Below are 21,692 nucleotides of genomic sequence, written 5' to 3'. Positions count from 1 at the left end.
AGATTAAGTTGTCTAAAAGTTTCTATTCTATCATTTGGATAATATCGGAAAAACTCGGCGCGTCATTTATTTCAATGACCTCGTTTTTTATTTACGCATATTTTCTAACGCCAACTGAAATTGGTATCGCAACTATGGTCTTAGCCGCATCTATGGGCTTGGGGCAGGTTGTTGGTACTTTATTTCAAGATCCAATGGTGTGTGTTAAGAAACTTGAAAAGCAAGCAATTAATACCGTTTTTATCGGAGGACTAACGTTATCCTTATTGACTGCTTTGCTTCTCGTTCTTGTTAGTTTTTGGGTGACAGAGAGTGTTGATTATCAGCAATTAGCCCTTACTTCATCTGTGCTTATTCCAATATTGTTTCTTAATGCTATTTATACAGCGCTGTTACGCAGAAGACATGCATTTAAGTCATTATCTCAGCGCTTATTGATTGGTAAATTACTGGGAGCGTCTTTAGGTATAATAGGGGTGACGTTAGGGTTTGGCGCCATGTCCATGGTAATCCAAGCTATTTTAATAGAGTTTTTCGGGCTTATCTTTTTAATTAATGCTCAAAAGATTACTTTGTCAGGTCGGATGGACTTCAAAGAGCTTATTAACATTACTCATCTAGGTGTCTCTGTAGCACTGCGTAAATTAAGCTGGGAAGGGTATATCAAAGGGTTACCATTACTAATTGGTGCAACCCTCGGAGCAGGAGCCGTTGGTGTATTTGCTTTTGCATGGCGAATTGTGGACATGCCAAGGACTGCATTAATGAGTGGTGCAATTTCTTATGCACTACCAACTTTTTCTGCACATAAAACATCGACTTGTCTACTTGCTGATTTTATAAAGTTTTCAAAAGTGTCGATGTTAATTTTTGCCCCATTATTTGTCGGCTTAGCGTTGGTTGCTGAACCTTTAATTTTAACGATATTTGGCGAAAAATGGATTGATGCAGTTCCTATCATCATAGGATTAGCTATTTGTACTGTTGTGTCATTAACGACGATGTATATTCCAACAGTCTTGACTGCGCTGTTAACACCAAAAACAACGCTAAAAGTTGATATTTTATCAAGCGTTATTTCGCTATTACTGTGCTACTTATTAATTCCATATTTAGGTTTATATGCTGTTGTAATGTCAATTTTGTTTAGGTCTTTGTTTAATTTACCATTTACGACTTATCAGATGAGTGTTCGATTAAATATACCTGTTTTAAAACAGTTCACTATACATACTAAAACGTTTATTTCATTGTTTTTTATGTCATTACTGGTGTTAGTGGCACAAGATAACTTTGTGCTAAATAATTTCTACATGTTAATGGCATCAATTGCTATAGGTGTATTGATTTATAGTTCGTTCATTATGTTGCTTGAAAAGAGCTTCTTAACCACGTTTTTAAGGCGTTCTAATGAAAGCAAATAAATTAACAGTGGCTATTAATACTAATAAGTACCTGCCTTACTCTGAAACATTTATAAAAAATCACATCGAGGGCCTACAGCAATTTAACGCTGTTGTATTGGTCAGTGAAAAATTATCAGATGGATTATCGGTAAGGTGTGATAATGAGCTAGTTTTAAATACTAATTTATTCGGAAAAATAAAAGATATTATTTATAAGCTTGGTATCAAGCTTCCATCGATTAGTCGCTTTTTTAAAGATAATAATGTAAGACTTGTTCATAGTCATTTCGGGCAAAACGGTTATGCTTCAATTGGCATAACAAAAAAAAATAGTATTCCGCATATTACAACTTTTCACGGATTGGATATTTCCCTTGATCACGTTAATTCACAAAAACATGGAAAACTGTTAAATAAATTTCATAAGGATATGAGTAAACTTGCTGATAATGGTGATGTATTTATTGCAGTATCAAATTTTATAAAAAAGAAATTAATCAAAAAGGGATTTCCGGAACATAAAATTATCACCAATTATATTGGAATAGATACAGCATACTTTTCAAATAATAATGCTGATAAAGAGAAAAAAATATTATGTGTAGCAAGGAATGTTGAATACAAAGGTTTATCGTATTTGATTGATGCTATGGCAATCATATTAAAGTATCACCCTGATTGGGAATTGGTCATTATCGGCGATGGTATTTTACATGATTCATTAAAAAAACAAGCAAATGCCATTTCTCCTCAAATTAAATTGAAAGGACGTCTTTCAAGCTATGAGGTGAAACAAGAATTAAGTACAGCAAGTCTTTATTGTCAACCTAGTATCCAACTTGAAAATGGTCATGAAGAAGCCTTGGCTCTCACCATTGTAGAAGCACAATCTATGGGGATCCCTGCAGTTGTTTTTGACTCTGGCGGAATGCCCGAAGCCATTATCAATAATCAATCAGGATATGTGGTCGAACCCAAAAATACGCAATTACTTGCCGAAAAACTGATTTATTTAATTGATAACCCATCAATTAGAGAGGCATTTAGTACTGCAGCGATTGAGCAAGTTAAGACAAGACATTGCTTTAATAAACAAATAGTAAAGTTAGAAAAAATTTATAACGAAGTCATTGGAGTACAAAAAACATGATGTTGTCAGTTGTCATTCCTTCTTATTGTGCAGAAAAGAACCTAGATCCTTGCTTGCAATCAATAGATAGTCAAAAGGATGAAAATGTAGAAGTCATCGTGGTTGATTGCTCTCCACACGATGAAGTTAAAAGTATTTGTGAAAAATATCAGTTTGTTACCTTTATCAAGTCAGAGGTTCGGTTTAACCCTGGTGAAGGCCGCAATATCGGTGCTAAAGCAAGTAAAGGAAGTCATTTAATATTTATTGATGCTGATGTTGTTTTGGAGCAAAATGCCATTGCTAACATACGCCGAAATATTACTAACGGATTCAATAATTTTGGCGGTGCTTTAGAGTTAAATCGTGATATCAATAATGACTTTTCAGCTAACGTAGAGCACTTCTATTTCAATCATGAATCTCAATCTACACGAAAAGTTAAAAAGCGCAGTAATTTAAGCTCAGCATTTATGATCTTCGATAAGTCAGTGTTTCTTAATTACGGTGGATTTAAAGATATACCTAGAATGCAAGACACTGAGTTAACAGAACGTTTAGTTTCTAATGGTGAAACGTTATATCTAGCCCCTGATGTTATTGGTTATCAAATTCAAGACTCTCCATTAAAAAAAGTACTTAAAAAGATTTCAATAACGGGTAATAACCTATATTTCATTCGTTACGGTAATCACTCTGAAAAAGTGTTATGGAAAATTTTGATGGCGATGATCTTGCCATTATTGATGTTAGCTAAAGTGACTCGTATTAACGTTCGTCAATTAAAGTATGCCTTTAGTGTTCCGAACTTACTTATTTACAGCCCATTTATGTATGTTTGCGGTGTTTATTGGATGCTCGGATTCTATCGCGGCTTGATTGTGAATGATGGAATAGCTTCAGGGCGATAAAATGCACATATTTTTCTTTTCAACTTCTGAAGATTTCTCAAGTTATCATAGAAAACGCGAAGTTGAGGCAATTTCAGAAAAGTTGGATGGTGGTTGTACGTTCTTTAATCGACCAAGGTTTTTTTTAAGCTCTCGTAACAATAAAAACGTGCTCGCTAAAAGCTCATCTAAGGTAACTGAACAAGAGTTATATACATTATTGCCTCTGTCTATCGCTTTTAAGCATAGTCTTTTGCTGTTTTTATTTGTTAAGTTGCCAATCTTATGCCAGCTAACGCTATATCGAATGAAGAATGATATTTCACAATCCTCATTATTTCACTGGATATATAAACCAGATCAATTTTTGTACCTTCCAACCGACAATTTAGTGTATTTACAATACGATAACTATAAAGATGATAAAGGATATTTTTATGGCCGGAATGACCGATTTGATGAGACTGTCGAACAATGTATAAATACCAGCTTAGTAAGCTTATTTACCAGTAATAGGTTACTTCAACAGGAAAATGTTAAACGCAGTCATTCTTTCTACTATCCAAATGCAATATCTCGAAGCTTAATTAACCAGAATGTACCTAATAATATAGTGGTTAAAGATAGCGTCACTATTGGATTTATTGGTCAAATTGATAACAGTTTTAGCAGTGAAATACTTGAATCAATTGCCACACAGTACCCTCAATATCAGATAGTGCTTGTTGGTCCGGTATCGAATGCTAAGGCGCAAGAGGTTATTGATAGCCATTCAAATATTATCGAGAAAGGTTATGTGCCTTATGAGGAATTAAGCGAGTTAATCTCTACTTTTGATATTGGCATTTGTCCATATTCTTTCGACACATTTAACACATATCGCAACCCGTTAAAGGTTTATGAGTTTTTCTCGTATGGTCTACCTGTCGTTTGTACCAATTGCGATGTAGATGAGAATACAAAGGGTTACCTGTCTGTTACTTCTTCGGTAGATGAATTTATTCAAAAAATTTCATATGAATTAACGACAAACACAGTAGCGAAAAAACACTTTCGCATCAATTTTGCGAAAAATAATTGCTGGGATAACCGCGCTGATTTCGTCATTCAAAAACTAAAGGCTTTTACGTGAGTTCAACTTTTAAAACTTTAGCTGAGAAATTAACTATTTATTCTCAACCAGAACAAGCTATTCAATCCATTCAAAATGCATTAGAAGCCAAAAAAACGGTGACTGTTGCGTTTGCTAATGCTCACGGTTTCAACTTAGCAAAACAAAATAAAGATTTTTATCAGCACCTTTTGAATAGTGATTTTGTCTTTCGAGATGGAATAGGGGTCAAATTGTTATTTAAAAATTTAAACATGGATTTTGGTTTTAATTTAAATGGCACTGATTTCATTCCTCAATTATTAAGGCATTTGGCTAACAAATCATCGCAAAGCTCCACACCGCTGAAACTTGCAATCTTTGGTACTAGCGATGAAATCCTTCAATCTGCTAAACCCGCTTTTGAAAAACTAGGCCTAGAAGTTGTTGCTGTAAAGAATGGTTTTGCAAGCGCCGAAGATTACGTTTCACTGTCGAAATCTGTGCAAGCTGATATTTATTTGCTTGCGATGGGAATGCCAAAACAAGAAATGGTGGCAATGCAGTTAACCACAGAGTTAGATAAAGGATTAATTATATGTGGTGGGGCAATAGTTGATTTTCTTGGTGGTAAAGTGAAACGCGCCCCTTCATTTATCAGAAATATGGGGCTTGAGTGGCTTTACAGACTTCTAATAGAGCCAAAGCGGATGTTCAAGCGCTATGTAATTGGTAATGTTAAATTTTTATACTCAACTTTACATGCGTAATATATACCTAGCCCTATTTTTCGCTTGCTGCCTGTTAATGACTTTAACGAGCGCTGCACAATCGCAAACATCGCAGAGTTTTAACGAGTGGGGACGCGAATGCAGTTCAAGCGAGCATCAAATAAATACCGATAATTTTTACTCGTCTTTAGGTTACCGAGAAAGAAGTAAGAAACGTTGTGAAATAACTAATCAGGCAGATTTAGTGCTAGATAAACCTTTTAGTCTTTCATTCAGTTTCTTAACGAGCAGCGTAAATAAAACAGATAGTCAGTGGCACAGTATTTTCCAAATACATTCATTTCCAGATAAAAAAATGGGTGAGGACTGGCGTTGCCCTGTCATGGCATTAGAAGTGTTAAACGGTCAATTACGTATGTTTAATCGTTGGGATAAAAGTCAGCTATCAATAACTGACTCTGGTCATTGTTCAAACTCTGGAAATACTATTTCTTCTCGGTTATTTTTTGCTGATTACGACATTGAACCTGACAAAATCTATGAGTTCGAATTAAAAGGAATATTATCAATATCCGATTCAGCATGGCTAGCAGTTAACATTAATGGTGAGCAAATTGCTTCTTTGAAGGGGCCGAATACGTTTAATGACAACAAAGGCCCATTTATTAAATTAGGTATCTATAAACCTACTTCATGGCGCTTAGGTGATCGATTTAACTATTCATATTCGGATTACACATTTGAGGCAGTATCTTGGGATTAACTAGGGATAGATTAGAATACATTTTGCTTAGTACGATGCTTTTCCTGGTATTTTTTAGAACTTCAGGAATCGGCATTGGTTATCCAAATGTTGAGTCTCAATTGGGGTCAGCAAGTTATCTACCTCAAAAACTTGCTCAGGCGTTAATTTTGGGGCTAATCATTGTATATGTTTATATTTACCCTAAATGTTTGCAGGCTCTGCGTTTTAACTCAGTTTCATTAATGCTGCTTGGTCTAGCTATAGTCTTATCTATTGTGCTGTCGCATTACAAAGGGCTTTCGGTAAGATATTTATTGTCTTTTGTTGTGGTGATTTTGCCGTTATGTTTTTACCGTGCACGATTTGGTATAAATGCAATGGTACATAATTTCTCCGTTTTTGTTTTTTTGGTATTAATCTGCAGCTTTATTTATGCTTTGCTTCTTCCACAATATGGCATTATGGCTGCAAATCATGCTGGGGCGTTAAGAGGGCTTTTTTTACATAAAAATGTATTTGGCTTCTTTTGCGTATTAACCTCACTATTTTGTTTGTATTATATAATTTCAAAAAATGCGAGTAATAATAAATTATATGCATTTATTTATTTTTTAAGCTTTATCGGTGTTGCAAAGTCACAATCTACAACATCTTTAGTTTTATTTGGTTTAGGATTGATTTGTTTTGTCTTTTTTACATTTATTCTAAGTTTGTCCAACCCTAAAGTCAGAGTCATTCTTTACTATTTATTTCTCGTCATTGTGTTTGTTAGTACGTTCACTTTTTCAGTGTACTTTGAGCAAATTACCTATGCTTTAGGTAAAGACCCTACGTTAACTGGCAGAACGGAGTTGTGGGAAATACTGTTTTATGTCGGTATGGATAAACCTTTATTTGGTCATGGCCTAGGCCTATTTTCAAGACCAGAGATTATGCATCAGTTTTCACTGGATTTTGGTTGGGAAGCAAAGTCTGCACATAATTCGTTTTTAGATGTTTTTCTAGGGATAGGATTTGTCGGTTTATTTGCCTTTCTATCGCTTGTTTTAACTAACATATTCAAGTTTCCATTTAGTCATTATGCATCAGCAAATAGAGTGCTTTCCGCTTCAGGAATTGTCACTATTTTGTGTTTTGGATTTTCTGAAAGTGGTGCATTTATGGGAGTTGGCTTTATTTGGCTTACTTTCATTATATTTTTATTTTTAAGTTCGAATACCTCATTTAGTCGTAATCAACTAAATCAACATTAAGGTTTTTATAATGTTAGCTAATAACTCTTTCTCATTAGAAACTGATGGATATAGTTTTCTATATCGTTTGGTAGATATATTTATAATTATTACAACATTTGTTATAGCTGCATTATCATATGGTATTGAATTCTCGCAGGACTATTTTACTTTAATCATAAGTACACTATTAATTTACGCTTACTTGTCAGAGTCAATGCAATTATATCGCTCTTGGCGAGTAGGTAAGTTCTCAAAAATGATTTTGTTATTAAGCTGTATTGTATCGCTTACTTTTATGTGCTTATCGGCAATTCTTTTTATTTTTAAACTTGGTGACTCATTTTCTAGGGTTGTTATTGTTGGTTGGTTTTTCTCTGCATTTATTTTATTAATCAGTTGGCGAGTCGTTACGAAAGTTATTAAAAGTAACAGGCGTAAAAGTGGTCGGAACAATCAAGATATTGCCATCATTGGCCTAACAAAAAGTGGGCATCAACTTTACGATGAAATCGAGCAGCACTTTGAGTTAGGTTTTCGTTTTGCAGGTTTTTACGATGACAGACAGCCGGATAGAATGACTGGTCTACCAATTAATTTGTTAGAAGGAAATATCGATAAAGCGATTGATCTAGCAAAAGCTGGTCGCATTCAAAAGTTGTATATTTGCTTACCTATGGTGGCTGAAAAAAGAATTGCCGAAATCATCAAAAAAACTGGTGATACCACAGTGGACGTTTTCATTATCCCTGACTTCATGCTTAAGAACTTGATGCAAGCAAGGATTGGCAGTGTGGGCTCAATCGATACTATTAGTGTATTTGAGTCGCCACTAAATGGAATGAAACATTTTTATAAACGTACGTTCGACATTATTTTCAGTGCCGTTGCTATTACTGCGCTTTCTCCATTATTAATCGCGATTAGTATCGCTATTATGCTGAATTCGAAAGGGGCTGTGATATTTAAACAAGACAGATACGGCTTAGATGGTCGCAAGATTAAAGTATGGAAGTTTCGTTCCATGACTGTGGTGGAAAACGCATCAGTGGTCACGCAAGCAACAAAAGGCGACGCTCGTATCACCAGTGTTGGCAGGTTTTTAAGAAGAACATCTTTGGATGAATTACCTCAGTTTTTTAATGTGTTATTTGGTGATATGTCAGTTGTTGGTCCTCGTCCGCATGCTGTAGCCCACAATGAAGAATATAGAAGCCTTGTTTCGTATTATATGCTCCGCCATAAAGTCGTGCCAGGTATTACAGGATGGGCTCAAATCAATGGTTGGCGTGGTGAAACCGATACCCTAGATAAGATGGAAAAACGAGTTGAGTTCGATTTAGCGTACATACGAAATTGGTCCTTAATGTGGGACTTCAAAATTGTATTTATGACTATTTTTAAAGGTTTTGTTGGAAAAAACGCTTACTAACAGTTTATTTAATTAATGATTAATTATTAAGGTCAAAGGAAATGAATCCTAAGTTTAAAGTAAAAGCATTAGCATTGGTTGTTACAAGTTTTATGAGTCATTCTGCTTTTTCTGCGAATGAAAATGCGAGTGTTATTAGAACGGAATCTGGCGTTGATATCACACCAGGTTTAAATACGGCTCTGAAATACGATGATAACATTGCTAGTTCAAATGATAATAAACAAGACAGTTGGATACTAACTGTTACGCCTGCTGTTAAAGCCGAATTACTTGATGGTAATAATGCTTATTCAGTAGAAGCGGGTCTAGAGTATGCTGAATACTTTGATAGTTCAGATGATAATTATCTTGATTTCTTATTAAAAGCTAATGGCGATGTTGAGATAAATCAATCTAATAAATTTAACCTTAATGCTATGTATATTAATGGTCATGACGATCGAGGTACGGGGATTTTTGCTGGTGCTGGTGGTGTACAAGATGAGCCTAATACATATGAACTGTATTCGGTAGGGGGTTACTACGAATATGGTGCTCGTGGGACGCCAGCACGAGTTCAACTTAACGCTAAGTATTTTGAGAAACAATATACCAACTTTAAGTCAGTGACACAGTACCGTAATTATAATGATGTCATTTTAGGGGCGACATTTTTTTATGATACTCAATCATCAAGTAGCTTTTTCCTTGAATTGAAGAACATCGACACGAGTTATGATGAACTTGACCCTACTGGGGATCGCGATAGTCAAACTCAAAATGCCAAACTTGGTATGAGCTGGGAAGCCACATCAACGACAGAAGGTCACGTTAAGGTTGGTTATCAAAATAAATCGTTTGATAATAGTGACAGAGAAGATTTTAGTGGTATTGCATGGGATGCGAAATTAACGTGGAAACCATTAACATACAGCCAATTTGATTTCACAACAGGCCGTGATAGTAAAGATCCTAATAGCTTTGGTGACTACGTTAAAGAAACCAACTATGGGGTAAAATGGAAACATGAATGGTCTGACTTTTTAGCAAGTACAGTTGCGTATACATTCACAAATGAAGAATACACAGGGGTTGCTCGAGAAGATGACACTAGCTCAGTAAGAGTTGCATTAGAGTACGCAGTTACTCGTTGGTTATTGATAAAACCAGGAGTCGACTTTAATCAAAATTCTTCAACTGAAGATAGATTCGATTATGATCGCAATGTTTATTTCATCCGTGCTGAAATGACAATGTAAAGGAGAGGTCGTTGAAAACTATAATTTGTTCACTTGTTATTTTTTTATTTACCATAACTGGAAATGCTTATGCCAATGAAAGTTATCGTTTAGGATCTGGCGATACCATTATTATTCAAGTTTACGGTGAAGAAGCATTAACGTTAGAAACACAAATAACAAATAGCGGTAAAATTAATTACCCTTTTTTAGGTTCTTTAAATGTCAAAGGGTTAACGATTAAAGAAGTTGAACACTTAGTTTACAACGGCCTTAAAGGCGACTATTTCGTTAAACCAAATGTATATGTTGGCATGATTGAGTATCGTCCATTTTATATTCATGGTGAAGTTAATAAACCTGGTGGTTATCCTTACAATCCTGGAATGACAATTAACCAAGCTATTGCGTTAGCTGGTGGATTAACGGAAAGAGCATCGAGAGATAAAATATTCATATCTCGAGAAAACAGTAAAATCGACTCAGAAAAAGGGTCAATTAACAGCAAAATAAATGCTGGCGATACTATTACAATTGAACAGAGATTCTTTTAATGATTCAAAACGATAATCAAGCAACTTCTTTTCTTCAGCAACCTATGGATCAGATTGTTGATTTTAAGAAAATGTTTAAGCCACTTTTTCGATATAAATGGCGAATACTGACGTTCTCAGTTTTGGTATCTGTATTAGTTTCGTTTTTTCTATTAAGTATGACACCGATTTTCAGTGCGACTTCAACGTTATTAATAGAATCAGAGCAAGCGAAAGCGATTAAAATTGACGAAGTGTATGGTATAAACTCTGGTCAACAAGAGTATTATTTAACCCAATTTGAAATAATAAAATCTCGCACAATCGCAGAAAGAGTTTTTAATGATTTAGATTTAATTAATCATCCCACTTTTAATCAACCGCCTAGTTTACTTTCTCAGCTAAAATCGAACTTAAAGTTTGTCCCCAAAGAACAAGCTGGGGAGTTTAATGTCGATGAAAATGCGGTAAAACAACGTTTGATAGAAGGCTTTTCAAAGAATATTTCAGTTTCACCTGTCAGAAATACGCAATTAGTTAAAATCAGTTACGAAAGCCCTGATGCTAATCTTGCTGCACTGGTTTCGAATGCCATTGGTGATACCTATATATTAAGTCAACTCGAAGCTAAATCTGGCATGACTCATAAAGCGAACGTCTGGTTAGGTGGTCGTTTAGAAGAGTTGAGGCTTAAGCTCGATGAATCTGAAAATCGCCTTGAAGAGTTTAAAATCAATAATGGACTTATTGACGTTGAAGGTGTTACAGCACTAGATGCTAAAGAACTCGAAAGCCTGCGTGACGAAATAACGCTAGCACGGTCACGAAAAGCCCAAGCTGATAGTTTCATGTCTGTGGTACAACGATATGGTGCAACTGATATCAGTAGGCTCGAAAGCTTACCAGAAGTGACGTCACATCAATCAATTCAAAATGTGAAACGGGAAGTCGTTTTAGTCGAAAGAAAAGTGTCTGAATTAGAGCAAGTTTACGGCCCTAAACACCCTAAAATGATTGCAGCTTATGCAGAACTCGCTACCGTTGAGAAAAACCTACATCGACAAATTACACGCCTTGTTCAAGGCATTGAGGATGAAGCAAAAACTGCCGCGCAAAAGCTACAAGATCTACAAGCACAGTTCAATGATTCAAAAGGCTCTTATCAAAACTTGAGTAGTATTGATACTGACTATCGCCGTTTGGTCCGTGAAATTGATACAAATCAGCAATTGTTTGAAAGCTTTCTTGCTCGTCAAAAAGAAACCGAAGTGACAGGGGATTTTGACTCGCCGATTGCAAGGTTTACCGATAGAGCTGTTGTCCCGTTATTACCGGTTAAACCTAAGAAGAAAGTGCTGGTTTTATTAACCTTCTTTGCAAGTTTAGTTTTTGGTGGCGTTGTGGTGCTTTTACTTGAGGCCTTAAATGACACGGTAAAGAGTAATGAAGATGTAGAAAAGCTATTGGCTCAACGTGCATTAGGTTACATTCCGAAAGCAAATAAAAAAGCCTCTTTCGAAGATATTAATTTTGCATTCTATGACAAGAACCTCCCCTTACATTCAGAAGCTGTACGTACAATTAGAACTTCTATCTCTTTGATGAGCATTGGTAGTGATTTAAATACCATTGAAGTCACTTCTTCTGTGCCCAACGAAGGCAAGACAAATGTATCAATGAATTTAGCATTTGCTTATTCGACGATGGAGAAGGTTCTGCTTATAGATGCGGATTTACGTAAATCAAGTTTGGGTGTGCGATTTGGTTTACCAACATATCAACCGGGTTTGGCTAATTTACTGGCTAAAACGGACACAGTTGAAAATTGTATTATTAGTGATATTAAGCCAAATGTAGACATCATGCCAGCTGGTGCTATTCCGCTAAATCCACAAGAACTTTTATCTTCTGAAACGTTTGCTGATCTATTAGCTGAGCTGAAAAAGTCTTATACAAAAATCATCATCGATACACCACCTGTGCATGCCGTCAGTGACGCATTGGTTATATCTTCGAAATGTGATGCGGTAGTTGTCGTTGTAAAATCTGCTAATACACGGATTGATGCTATAAAAATGACCTTAGCGAAAATCAATCAAGCACGTGGAAAAGTGGTGGGTGTTGTGCTTAATCAGTTTAATACTAAAGAAGCGAAGCATTACAACGGTGATTATGGTTATTATCAAGCATATGGCCAAGACTATGCCATTAAACAAGATAACGAAAAAGCATCATGATAGATCTGCATTGTCACATTTTGCCTGGTATTGATGATGGGGCTAAGTCACTAGATGAATCGATTGCTCTGCTGCAGCTTGCAGCAGAGCAAGGTATAACCCATGTTGTTGCTACGCCACATATCCATTTGGGAATTTTCGACAATACGTTGGCGTCCATCAATGCAGCATACGAATTGCTGGTGAATGACACTCGGTTTAGCCAGTTAAACCTTGCCCTTAATACAGCTGCAGAAGTGAGAATTTGCCCAGAAATAATCCCATTTATTGAAAACAGTCAAATTCCTTTTCTCGGAAAATACCAAGATAAAGACGTGTTATTGTTAGAGCTTCCAAGTAGTCATATACCGCCTGGTGCTGATAAATTAGTTCGCTGGTTAGTTGCTCGCAATATTATTCCTATGATTGCTCATCCTGAAAGAAATAGGGAACTTCAAACTCACCCTGAACGAATTCAAATGTTTCAAAGGTTGGGGTGTTTATTTCAATTAACTGCATCTTCACTTCTTGGTGATATGGGAGAAAAGCCGCTGCAATTAAGTCAGTTATTTTTAGAACAAAATCTTTATACTATTATTGCTTCTGACTCTCATTCGATAAACCGTCGTCCGCCTAAATTAAAACAGGCATATCAAGTCGCTGAAAAACTCGTAGGTCAACATCGCGCTGATGCATTGGTGCTTGATAATCCTAGAGCCATTTCTGAGTCATTATTTTTAAAATCATGATGAAATTTAATCTATCTATCAGAAATGGCATATATTGCATTTTAATTATATCAATGCTGGTTTCATTGCCGTTTTTAGGGCAAAAAATATTGGCGAGTGCATATCATTTTAAGTCATCGTTTTATGTTGATAAATGGCAAAATGAGCCCATTAATCAAGAACAATATTCCAATGCTTATCTTGCTGCTGAGTTTGCCGCTAATATTGAACCTGCCAACCCTCATTATTTGCTAACATTTGCCAAAGTGATGGAGTGGGGAGTGTTTGAAGGTTACTCCGTTGCAAATAATGAGTTGTTCAATCATTTATACATGCGCGCAATAGAGAACCGTCCTACCTGGCCAAATGCTTATGCTGATTACGCCTACAACTTAGCTTTTATTCAGCATGATTTTCCAAAAGCTTGGCAATACAGTGAGCAAAGTTTTGAATACGGACCTTATATTACTGAAAATATTGAACAAGCCTTGGCGATTGGACTGGCTTATTGGCCAAATCTATCTGCAACGCAAAAGAGTCGTATTTTTGATTTATCACTTTTAGCGGTTAATTCAAATTGGCGTTTACGCAAAAAATTAGAATACTTATCAACAAAATATAACAGACAGAACACACTTTGTTCTTTTTTTCGTTATCAACAAAAACCTTTATCAGAAGAAAATATTGATTGGCTAAATCGTGCGCTTTGTTCTGAAAACCTGATTAAAGAAGTGCATTAATAATGGCTAAAACCACTTTCTTTTCGATGCTGATGACTTGGTGCCTTTGCGCTCTAGTGATCTGGGCACCCATTCCTCTAGGTAGTAATCGTATTTGGGCACTGTCCTTACTTGAAATATTTATTGTCATATTAGGGTTAATCCACTTACTTAACTGTGTTAAGCATGATCGATTATTTCTGACGTTTAAGTGGCAAAAAAAACTGCTATTACCTGTTGGGGTTTTTGTTGCCTATCAATGCCTTCAAATTGTGGGATGGATACCTAGCATATCAACAGTTGACAGTTATCAATCAATTCAACAACTGATAAAAACGTGCTGTTTTGTCATTTATATTGTGTTGTTATCGGAGTATTTTCAAACCCCAAAAACACTCAAGTTATTGTTGATTGCTATTGTTATTTCAGGATGTTTTCAGGCAACTTATGGTACAGGTTTAAGCTTGGTAAACTTAGATGCTTCACCGGTATTTGGTTTTAATGATGGCTCACAAGCAAGAGGATCATTTGTATATCAAAATCATTTCGCTAATTATCTTGGTCTGTGCCTATGTATAGCATTTGGTTGGTTAGTGTCTGAGTTAAAAACATCAAGTGCTAAATTTGATGTTAGAGAGTTTGTTGTTTCTGTCTTATCCACTTTATTTAGCCGCAAGTTAATATTGCGCTTATCCATAGTCATCATGGTGATAGGCTTAGTGCTAAGCCGCTCTAGAATGGGTAATGCAGGTTTTTTTACTGCCTTAGGTTTGACGTCATTAATCGCGATTTTTATTTATAAACGCCAGCCTAGGTTCTTTAAACCTTTAGTGATGAGTATCTTTATCCTTGATTTAATTATCATAGGTTCGATGTTTGGTGTCGATAAAGTTAAACAACGAATTCAAGATACAAGCTTTGCTTCTGAGACTCGAGACCAAGTTGTTATAGACAGTTTACCTATCATTAAAGAACACCTTTTAACAGGCACAGGTGGGGGGAGCTTTTATACGGTTTTTCCGGCTTATCAGCCCCAGTTTTACAGTGGTTTTTATGACCATGCTCATAATGAATATATTCAGTTCTCAATTGAGTATGGTGTCATTTTCACTGGTTTTTTAGGGCTTTGGGTATTGTATGCACTGTGGTTAGCGTGCCGAACTATGTATCTAAGAAACAATAAACTATATAAGGGAATCGCCTTTGGTTGTGCAATGGCCATCGTGTTTATGCTGATTCATATTTCGGTCGACTTTAACTTACAGTCACCTGCAAATACATTGCTATTTCTCACCATTATTACGTTGTGTTGGCAAGTTCGTTATCTGCCATCAGACAAAAAATCTCATCGACAAAAATCTTAATCTTTAACAAGGACATTGATATGAAAGTTGTAATACCAGTCGCAGGGCTTGGAACACGTATGTTGCCCGCTACCAAAGCGATCCCAAAAGAAATGCTACCTATTGTCGATAAACCATTGATTCAATACATTGTTGATGAATGTGTTAGCGCTGGTGTCACTGAAATTGTTTTAGTGACTCATGCGAGTAAAAACGCTATCGAGAACCATTTTGATAAATCTTACGAGCTTGAATCTACGTTAGAGAAGCGTGTTAAGCGCCAATTATTACACGAAGTTCAGTCTATCTGCCCTAAAAACGTGACGATTATGCATGTTCGTCAAGGTGAAGCTAAGGGACTAGGCCATGCGATTTTATGTGCGAAACCGTGTATTGGCGAAAACCCATTTGCCGTTGTGCTTCCTGATGTGATTCTTGATGGTTACAGTGCTGATCAACGTACTGAAAACTTGTCTACGATGATCAGTCGCTATAACGAAACAACGGCTAGTCAGATTATGGTAGCGCCAGTTGATGAGAAAGAAGTTAACAAATACGGTATTGCTGATTGTAATGGCGAAGCAATTTTACCGGGCCAGTCATCTCCGATCGTTAAAATGGTTGAAAAACCGAAAGTAGAAGAAGCGCCATCTAACTTAGCTGTTGTAGGTCGTTACGTACTTTCTGAAAAAATTTGGGATTTACTGGCTAAAACACCACCAGGTGCAGGCGATGAAATTCAATTAACAGATGCTATTGATATGTTGATTGAGTCAGACACGGTTGAAGCCTTTAATATGTCGGGTAAATCCCATGATTGTGGTGATAAGTTGGGCTATATGAAGGCGTTTGTTGAGTACGGATTAAGAGATCCAAAACTTGGCGCAGACTTCTTAAAAGAAATTAAAAAGACGCTGTCAGAATTTTAACCTAAAACCTTAGCGCTTAAACGTCGTGTAATATTTTAGTTGTTAGGCGTACATCAAGCTAATAAAACCGCTCTATGAGCGGTTTTTTTGTGTCTGGCATTTAACCTAAAGCAGGTTTATAAGACTGGCAAACTACCTATCAAGCTTTATAAGTCGAAAGTGTTATTTTCAATTAATTCAGATAATTGAAATCTGGATTTAACATTTTTGCAACCGGCGCTCATTATAGTCGATTGGTTTTTAGATTTACCAAAACGCCAAAAAGGCGAATACATAACGAAAGAAAAAATCTAGGGGTCTCGACATGTTTTTAAGTGCTAAACCAAATGACGTTAAGCAATACATTAAGCAGTACATTAAGCCAAGCCAAGTCGCATTATCGCTGGGGCTATTATCTTGTACGGCGATAACTTCAGCATCCTTTGCAGATGATCTTATTATTTCTGAATATATTGAAGGTAGCAGTAACAATAAAGCAATTGAGCTTTATAACCCGACAGAAAGCGACATTGATTTAACGGGTTATCAGTTACAGTTTTACTTTAATGGAAATACAACCAGTGGCACTAGTATCGACTTAGTCGGCCAAGTGCAAGCTGGGGCGACGTTTGTTCTTGCTGATAATGATGCTAGCAGCGAAATACTAGACAAGGCACAGCAAACGTCAACGAGTAGTTTTTTTAATGGCGATGATGCCATTGTATTACTTAATCAATCAGAGATTATTGACTCGCTCGGTCAGGTTGGGGTTGATCCCGGTTCGCAATGGGGAGAAGGTGAATTATCAACTAAAGACAATACGTTAAGACGTGATCATGATGGCGTAGTGGCTGATGTTGTTGTAGACGACGAGGTGACGTTAGCCAATTGGTTCGGTTTTGCTCAAAATGACTTTTCAGATTTAGGGAACTTTAATGGCTCAGTTACTGACCCAACAGATCCAACAGACCCTGTTGATCCCGTGGAGCTCATTTGCGGCGAGACAGCAATAGCTATTCATGCGATTCAAGGTGCAACCGATATTAGCCCACTACTGGGTGAGACTGTCGTGGTTGAGGCAATTGTTACGGCTGATATGCAAGCTGGTTTAAAAGGCTTTTACTTACAAATGGCAGATGCTGAATCTGATGCCGATCCGATGACGTCAGAAGGCATATTTGTTTATACCGAAAATGCATCGATTGCGGTGAATGCAGGTGACCGTGTCCGCCTTCAGGCAGAAGTGAAAGAGTATAATAACCTAACTGAGCTCGCGGATGTCTCAGCATGGACAATTTGCCAAACCCAACAAAATTTACCGACGCTAGCAATGGTGACATTACCCACATTAGAAGGTGTGGGGCTGGAACCGTACGAAGGTATGCGAGTGCGTTTTGAGCAGAGCTTAGTGGTTAATTCAGTCAGTAATTTAGGTAAATATGGTGAAGCTCAATTAGGTAGCAGCAGGCATTTTATTGGGACACAAATAATGAGTCCTGGCGCTAATGCACTTGCACTAGAAGCTAGCTACCAATATGACCGGGTGATACTTGACGATGGAAAAACGGCTTCAAACCCTGATGTTGTCCCTTATCCTGCACCGCAATTATCCGCAACAAATACACTGCGTGCAGGTGATTCTGTATCGAGCTTAACGGGTGTACTTCATTATGGTTTTAATGAATACCGAGTGATGCCGACCGAAATGGTCAATGTCGTGTCGACCAACTCTCGTACAGTATCGCCTGAGCGCTCTTTAGCAGCGGATGTCACGATAGCCAGTTATAACGTATTGAATTATTTTAACGGTGATGGCGCAGGCCAAGGATTTCCAACCAGCCGTGGCGCTGATAGCGTCAGTGAGTTTGAGCGTCAGCAAGCTAAAATTGTCAGTGCGTTATTAAATATTGATGCAGATATTGTTGGCTTAATGGAAATTGAAAATGATGGCTTTGGCGCAAACTCAGCTATCTCTACCTTAGTCGCTGAGCTTAATGCTGCAGTGGGGGAAGCAAAATATCAATTCATTAGCGCAACTAACTCTATTATTGGTACTGATCAAATTGCAGTAGGGCTGTTGTATCAAGCGGATAAGGTAAGCCCTGTTGGTGAGGCGAAAATCCTTTCAAGTGCTAATTCGCCATTAGATGAAAATGGCGCTGTATTTTTTGATAGTAGCAAAAACCGCCCAATGTTAGCGCAAGTATTTGTTGATGATGCATCTGGCGAATCGTTCGTGGTTGCGGTGAATCATTTAAAATCTAAAGGGGGCAGCTGCAGTAGTATTGGCGATCCAGATATGAATGACGGTCAAGGCAATTGCAATGTAACTCGTACTCGTGCCGCTCAAGGTTTAGCTATTTGGTTAGCACAAGAGTTTACGGACAATGGTGAAGAGTTAAAGGCATTAGTGATAGGCGATTTAAATGCTTACGCTAAAGAAGATCCTATTACGGCATTGAAGCAAGCTGGTTATATTGAGTTGTTTGAACACACTGGCCAATCAAACGCTTATTCGTATCTATATAATGGTAAAGCAGGGCAAGTAGATCATGCATTAGCAAATAGTGCATTGATTGAACATGTGCTAAATGTGTCAGAGTGGCATATAAATGCCGATGAACCTGTTGTGATTGATTACAATGAAGAGAACAAATCGCAAGCGCAACTAAGTGATTATTATCAAGCTGATGCATATCGCTCTTCGGATCATGATCCTATGATTGTTGAGTTACAGTTTTTACCCAGCAATCAAGCGCCAATAGCTGATTTTACTTGGGCTCTGCAAGGTGGTGTTGTCAATGTTGTTTCTACATCAACTGACGATAATGATGAGCAACTAACGCATGAATGGTCATGGGGGGATGGAGCGACATCTTCAGGTAATGTGGCTGGTTATGAGTACAGCAGTAATGGCACGTATACCATCACGTTGACAGTGACAGATTCTCAAGGGTTACTTAGCAGCAAAAGCCAAGTTGTCGAGGTGGTAGATCTTATCGAGAATATTCCACCAGTTGCGAATATTCGTCATATCGACCTTTGGTTCGTTGATCTGTTCATTTCATTTAGTACCGACGAGGATGGCTATATCACATCTCAGCAGTGGCTATTTAATGATGGCCATGTGGTTAATCGCCGCTTGGTTTTAAAGCGTGCAGGAACAGCGAATAGTGTGCAGCTAACGGTAACTGATAACCAAGGTGCTACTGACAGTCAATCAACTGCTTTTTAGTGAGTTGATTCGATTTAAGTTAGCTGACTCTCAATAAGAGTGGGTTTTATGTTGTAATTTCACGGTTGGCTTAATGCAAGTTAAGTACAAAAGGTGGCCTATTGGCCACCTTTTTATTACTATGCAACCTTGATTGACGGTTTAGGTAACCATGACTGAATTTATTGCCCCACCTTGCGCTGAGCAAATCTCAATTCTGTATCAAGACGAGCATTTACTGCTAATCAATAAGCCCAGTGGTTTATTGAGTTTATCTGGCAAGAACCCATTGAATAAAGACTCGGTTCATTATCGGCTTGTGCAAGATTTTCCAAGTGCAACCTTAGTGCATAGGTTAGATTTTGGTACATCTGGCATTATGCTGGTGGCATTAAATAAATCCATCAATGGACTACTGACGAAACAGTTTCAAGATAAAACCATTGATAAAACATACCATGCAATCTTGCATGGTCACGTATCGAGTGCGCTCGCTCAATATGGAGAGATTAATGCCGCAATTGCGAAAGATACTGAAAACTTTCCTTACATGAAGATTTGCCCTGATTCTGGCAAACAAGCGAAATCAGAGTTTGAAGTACTTGAGCGAACTATGCTGACAATAGTAGATAGCGCTAGCACTCAACAAATACCAATCACAAAAGTGAAGTTCACTCCAATAACAGGGCGTACTCATCAATTAAGAATTCATAGCCAATATATACGCCATCCCATTTTAGGGTGTGACTTATATTGCAATAGTGAGTCACATGCTCTTGCGTCAAGGTTACTATTGCATGCTAGCTATTTAAGCTTTACCCATCCAGTTACCAAACAATTGATGAATATTGAATGTGAAGTGCCGTTTTAATTTGGTAAAAGCCAGCCGCTTGTGTCGATGAAAACTTTAGTCATCTCTTTTGTACATCAGTTAATCTTTGATAAATATTTCCTGACCCTTTTAATGTAAAAAGCCCGCTGTTAATAACAGCGGGCTTTTGCTTTAGCCTTAACATGCGCTTAAGGGCGTAATTCGGGGAGAGGATTAAGCCTTAATTCGCATGACAAATAGGTTAAAGCACACCACGTTTCATTTGATCTCGCTCGATAGATTCAAATAAAGCTTTAAAGTTACCTTCACCAAAGCCTAGATTGTTCTTACGTTGAATGATCTCAATGAAGATAGGGCCAAATAAGTTTTTGGTGAAGATTTGCAGTAAATAACCTTCATCATCGCCATCAACTAAAATTTGGTGATGTTTAATGCGATCACGATCTTCAGTCACTTGTGGCAACTTATCAAAAATCGTGTCGTAATACTCTGGAATAATATCTAGCGTTTTAATCGCAGTGCCTTCCATCGCATCAAGTGAGCCAACAATATCACGGCTTCTGAATGCTAAATGCTGCACACCTGGGCCATTGTACTCACCTAAGTATTCATCAATCTGGTTATTGTTGTTGCCTTTACCTTCGTTGATTGGAATACAGAAGCTACCGTCTGGTGAACGCAAAGCATAAGACACCAATGCCGTTTGTGCGCCGCTAATGTCAAAGTAACGAACTTCAGTGAAAGCAAAAATGTCTTTATAAAAGTTTGCCCATTTTTCCATGGTGCCTTTATAAACATTGTTGGTTAAGTGGTCGACTTCCATGAAGCCTTTTTCTTCAACAATCATTTGCTCGGCTAAATCTTCAAAATCATTTTTGTATATGTTTTGCGCTTCACCAAACACATCAATAAAGTAAATTAAGCTGTCGCCAATACCGTAAATAGCAGGGTAAGCCATATCTTTAGCTGCATCGTCAGCTGGTTTTGCACCACGTGCAACAGCTTCGTTAAAAGCAAATTCAGCATCTTCAACGCGCCAACCCATAGAACAAATAGCAGGGCCATGTGACTTAGCAAAGTCCGCCGAGAAGCCTTGCTTAGACTTGTTCAGTAAAAAGTTAATGTCATTTTGCTTGTAGTAAACAATATCGTTCGCTTTTGCTTTTTTAAGCATAGAAAAACCAAAGTCAATAAACACTTGATGCATAAAATCAGTGTCAGGGCTGGCAAATTCTGTAAATTCAATGCCTAAAAGACCAAGTGGGTTTGTTTCGCTCGCCATTGTGTTTTCCTTAATTTATTTTGCTTTTAGCGCCACTCTTTG

General features: G+C 37.3%; 18 protein-coding genes. 17 read left to right on the top strand and 1 reads right to left on the bottom strand.

The genetic code is table 11. The annotated features are described in order from the left end of the window. Window positions 1-8: 8 nt before the first annotated feature. The 17 genes from AB4128_RS03765 to AB4128_RS03685 all read left to right on the top strand — a co-directional run bounded on the left by AB4128_RS03765 (window position 9) and on the right by AB4128_RS03685 (window position 20,407). A complete protein-coding gene (locus AB4128_RS03765; protein ID WP_156003264.1) occupies window positions 9-1,424 on the top strand; it encodes an oligosaccharide flippase family protein in 1,416 nt (471 codons plus the stop codon). Beyond that, window positions 1,411-2,556 carry a glycosyltransferase gene (locus AB4128_RS03760; protein WP_080915932.1) on the top strand — a complete coding sequence of 382 codons (1,146 nt, stop codon included), beginning with the start codon at window positions 1,411-1,413 and terminating at the stop codon, window positions 2,554-2,556. The genes AB4128_RS03765 and AB4128_RS03760 overlap by 14 nt, the downstream gene beginning before the upstream one ends. Continuing rightward, window positions 2,553-3,446, top strand: a complete 894-nt coding sequence (locus AB4128_RS03755) for a glycosyltransferase family 2 protein (RefSeq protein ID WP_055023314.1) — start codon at window positions 2,553-2,555, stop codon at window positions 3,444-3,446. The genes AB4128_RS03760 and AB4128_RS03755 overlap by 4 nt, the downstream gene beginning before the upstream one ends. A gap of 1 nt (window position 3,447) precedes the next feature. Further along, window positions 3,448-4,557: a glycosyltransferase gene (locus tag AB4128_RS03750; RefSeq protein ID WP_055023313.1), complete on the top strand. Its 1,110-nt coding sequence runs from the start codon at window positions 3,448-3,450 to the stop codon at window positions 4,555-4,557. Next, a complete protein-coding gene (locus AB4128_RS03745) occupies window positions 4,554-5,285 on the top strand; it encodes a WecB/TagA/CpsF family glycosyltransferase (protein ID WP_372036894.1) in 732 nt (243 codons plus the stop codon). Before AB4128_RS03750 ends, AB4128_RS03745 begins: the two co-directional genes overlap by 4 nt. A gap of 37 nt (window positions 5,286-5,322) precedes the next feature. After that, complete coding sequence (locus AB4128_RS03740) at window positions 5,323-6,009, top strand: heparin lyase I family protein (RefSeq protein WP_372036893.1); 687 nt, start codon at window positions 5,323-5,325, stop codon at window positions 6,007-6,009. Next, the gene (locus AB4128_RS03735; protein ID WP_144430134.1) at window positions 6,000-7,244 is read left to right on the top strand and encodes an O-antigen ligase; all 1,245 of its coding nucleotides are present in this window, start codon (window positions 6,000-6,002) and stop codon (window positions 7,242-7,244) included. The genes AB4128_RS03740 and AB4128_RS03735 overlap by 10 nt, the downstream gene beginning before the upstream one ends. A 10-nt stretch (window positions 7,245-7,254) precedes the next feature. Beyond that, window positions 7,255-8,655 (top strand): undecaprenyl-phosphate glucose phosphotransferase, encoded by a 1,401-nt coding sequence (locus tag AB4128_RS03730; protein ID WP_065107882.1) that lies wholly within the window; start codon window positions 7,255-7,257, stop codon window positions 8,653-8,655. Window positions 8,656-8,696: 41 nt separating this feature from the next. After that, the gene (locus AB4128_RS03725) at window positions 8,697-9,896 is read left to right on the top strand and encodes an outer membrane beta-barrel protein (protein WP_055023308.1); all 1,200 of its coding nucleotides are present in this window, start codon (window positions 8,697-8,699) and stop codon (window positions 9,894-9,896) included. An 11-nt stretch (window positions 9,897-9,907) separates the two neighbouring features. Then, window positions 9,908-10,429 carry a polysaccharide biosynthesis/export family protein gene (locus AB4128_RS03720; protein ID WP_192022836.1) on the top strand — a complete coding sequence of 174 codons (522 nt, stop codon included), beginning with the start codon at window positions 9,908-9,910 and terminating at the stop codon, window positions 10,427-10,429. Beyond that, entirely contained in the window at window positions 10,429-12,645 is a 2,217-nt protein-coding gene (locus tag AB4128_RS03715; RefSeq protein WP_055023306.1) for a polysaccharide biosynthesis tyrosine autokinase, read from the top strand. Before AB4128_RS03720 ends, AB4128_RS03715 begins: the two co-directional genes overlap by 1 nt. Beyond that, window positions 12,642-13,373, top strand: a complete 732-nt coding sequence (locus tag AB4128_RS03710; RefSeq protein ID WP_119968633.1) for a tyrosine-protein phosphatase — start codon at window positions 12,642-12,644, stop codon at window positions 13,371-13,373. The genes AB4128_RS03715 and AB4128_RS03710 overlap by 4 nt, the downstream gene beginning before the upstream one ends. Before the next feature lie 89 nt (window positions 13,374-13,462). Then, window positions 13,463-14,092 (top strand): hypothetical protein, encoded by a 630-nt coding sequence (locus AB4128_RS03705; RefSeq protein ID WP_156669075.1) that lies wholly within the window; start codon window positions 13,463-13,465, stop codon window positions 14,090-14,092. 2 nt (window positions 14,093-14,094) lie between these two features. Further along, window positions 14,095-15,435, top strand: coding sequence for an O-antigen ligase family protein (locus AB4128_RS03700; RefSeq protein WP_372036889.1), 1,341 nt, complete (start codon window positions 14,095-14,097; stop codon window positions 15,433-15,435). Window positions 15,436-15,455: 20 nt separating this feature from the next. Continuing rightward, on the top strand, window positions 15,456-16,343 hold the full coding sequence (galU, locus tag AB4128_RS03695) for a UTP--glucose-1-phosphate uridylyltransferase GalU (RefSeq protein WP_055023303.1): 888 nt from the start codon (window positions 15,456-15,458) through the stop codon (window positions 16,341-16,343). Between the two features lie 304 nt (window positions 16,344-16,647). After that, entirely contained in the window at window positions 16,648-19,557 is a 2,910-nt protein-coding gene (locus tag AB4128_RS03690) for an ExeM/NucH family extracellular endonuclease (RefSeq protein ID WP_372036887.1), read from the top strand. 151 nt (window positions 19,558-19,708) lie between these two features. Beyond that, on the top strand, window positions 19,709-20,407 hold the full coding sequence (locus AB4128_RS03685; protein WP_372036885.1) for an RluA family pseudouridine synthase: 699 nt from the start codon (window positions 19,709-19,711) through the stop codon (window positions 20,405-20,407). 202 nt (window positions 20,408-20,609) lie between these two features. Here AB4128_RS03685 and hppD read toward each other — a convergent pair whose 3' ends face one another. Beyond that, window positions 20,610-21,650: a 4-hydroxyphenylpyruvate dioxygenase gene (gene hppD, locus AB4128_RS03680; RefSeq protein WP_372036883.1), complete on the bottom strand. Its 1,041-nt coding sequence runs from the start codon at window positions 21,648-21,650 to the stop codon at window positions 20,610-20,612. Between the last annotated feature and the right edge of the window lie 42 nt (window positions 21,651-21,692).

The sequence above is a fragment of the Shewanella sp. 10N.286.52.A9 genome (assembly GCF_041468985.1).
GTDB classification, from domain to species: domain Bacteria; phylum Pseudomonadota; class Gammaproteobacteria; order Enterobacterales; family Shewanellaceae; genus Shewanella; species Shewanella japonica.
The sequence above is the reverse complement of the archived record's forward strand: the minus strand, read 5'-3'. Positions and strand labels throughout refer to the sequence as shown.

Coding starts and splice junctions, on each gene's coding strand:
- AB4128_RS03750 (WP_055023313.1), top strand. CDS start 3,448: ATGCACATATTTTTCTTTTCAACTTCTGAAGATTTCTCAAGTTATCAT.
- AB4128_RS03700 (WP_372036889.1), top strand. CDS start 14,095: ATGGCTAAAACCACTTTCTTTTCGATGCTGATGACTTGGTGCCTTTGC.
- AB4128_RS03725 (WP_055023308.1), top strand. CDS start 8,697: ATGAATCCTAAGTTTAAAGTAAAAGCATTAGCATTGGTTGTTACAAGT.
- hppD (WP_372036883.1), bottom strand. CDS start 21,650: ATGGCGAGCGAAACAAACCCACTTGGTCTTTTAGGCATTGAATTTACA.
- AB4128_RS03710 (WP_119968633.1), top strand. CDS start 12,642: ATGATAGATCTGCATTGTCACATTTTGCCTGGTATTGATGATGGGGCT.
- AB4128_RS03690 (WP_372036887.1), top strand. CDS start 16,648: ATGTTTTTAAGTGCTAAACCAAATGACGTTAAGCAATACATTAAGCAG.
- AB4128_RS03760 (WP_080915932.1), top strand. CDS start 1,411: ATGAAAGCAAATAAATTAACAGTGGCTATTAATACTAATAAGTACCTG.
- AB4128_RS03685 (WP_372036885.1), top strand. CDS start 19,709: ATGACTGAATTTATTGCCCCACCTTGCGCTGAGCAAATCTCAATTCTG.
- AB4128_RS03740 (WP_372036893.1), top strand. CDS start 5,323: ATGACTTTAACGAGCGCTGCACAATCGCAAACATCGCAGAGTTTTAAC.
- AB4128_RS03715 (WP_055023306.1), top strand. CDS start 10,429: ATGATTCAAAACGATAATCAAGCAACTTCTTTTCTTCAGCAACCTATG.
- galU (WP_055023303.1), top strand. CDS start 15,456: ATGAAAGTTGTAATACCAGTCGCAGGGCTTGGAACACGTATGTTGCCC.
- AB4128_RS03755 (WP_055023314.1), top strand. CDS start 2,553: ATGATGTTGTCAGTTGTCATTCCTTCTTATTGTGCAGAAAAGAACCTA.
- AB4128_RS03730 (WP_065107882.1), top strand. CDS start 7,255: ATGTTAGCTAATAACTCTTTCTCATTAGAAACTGATGGATATAGTTTT.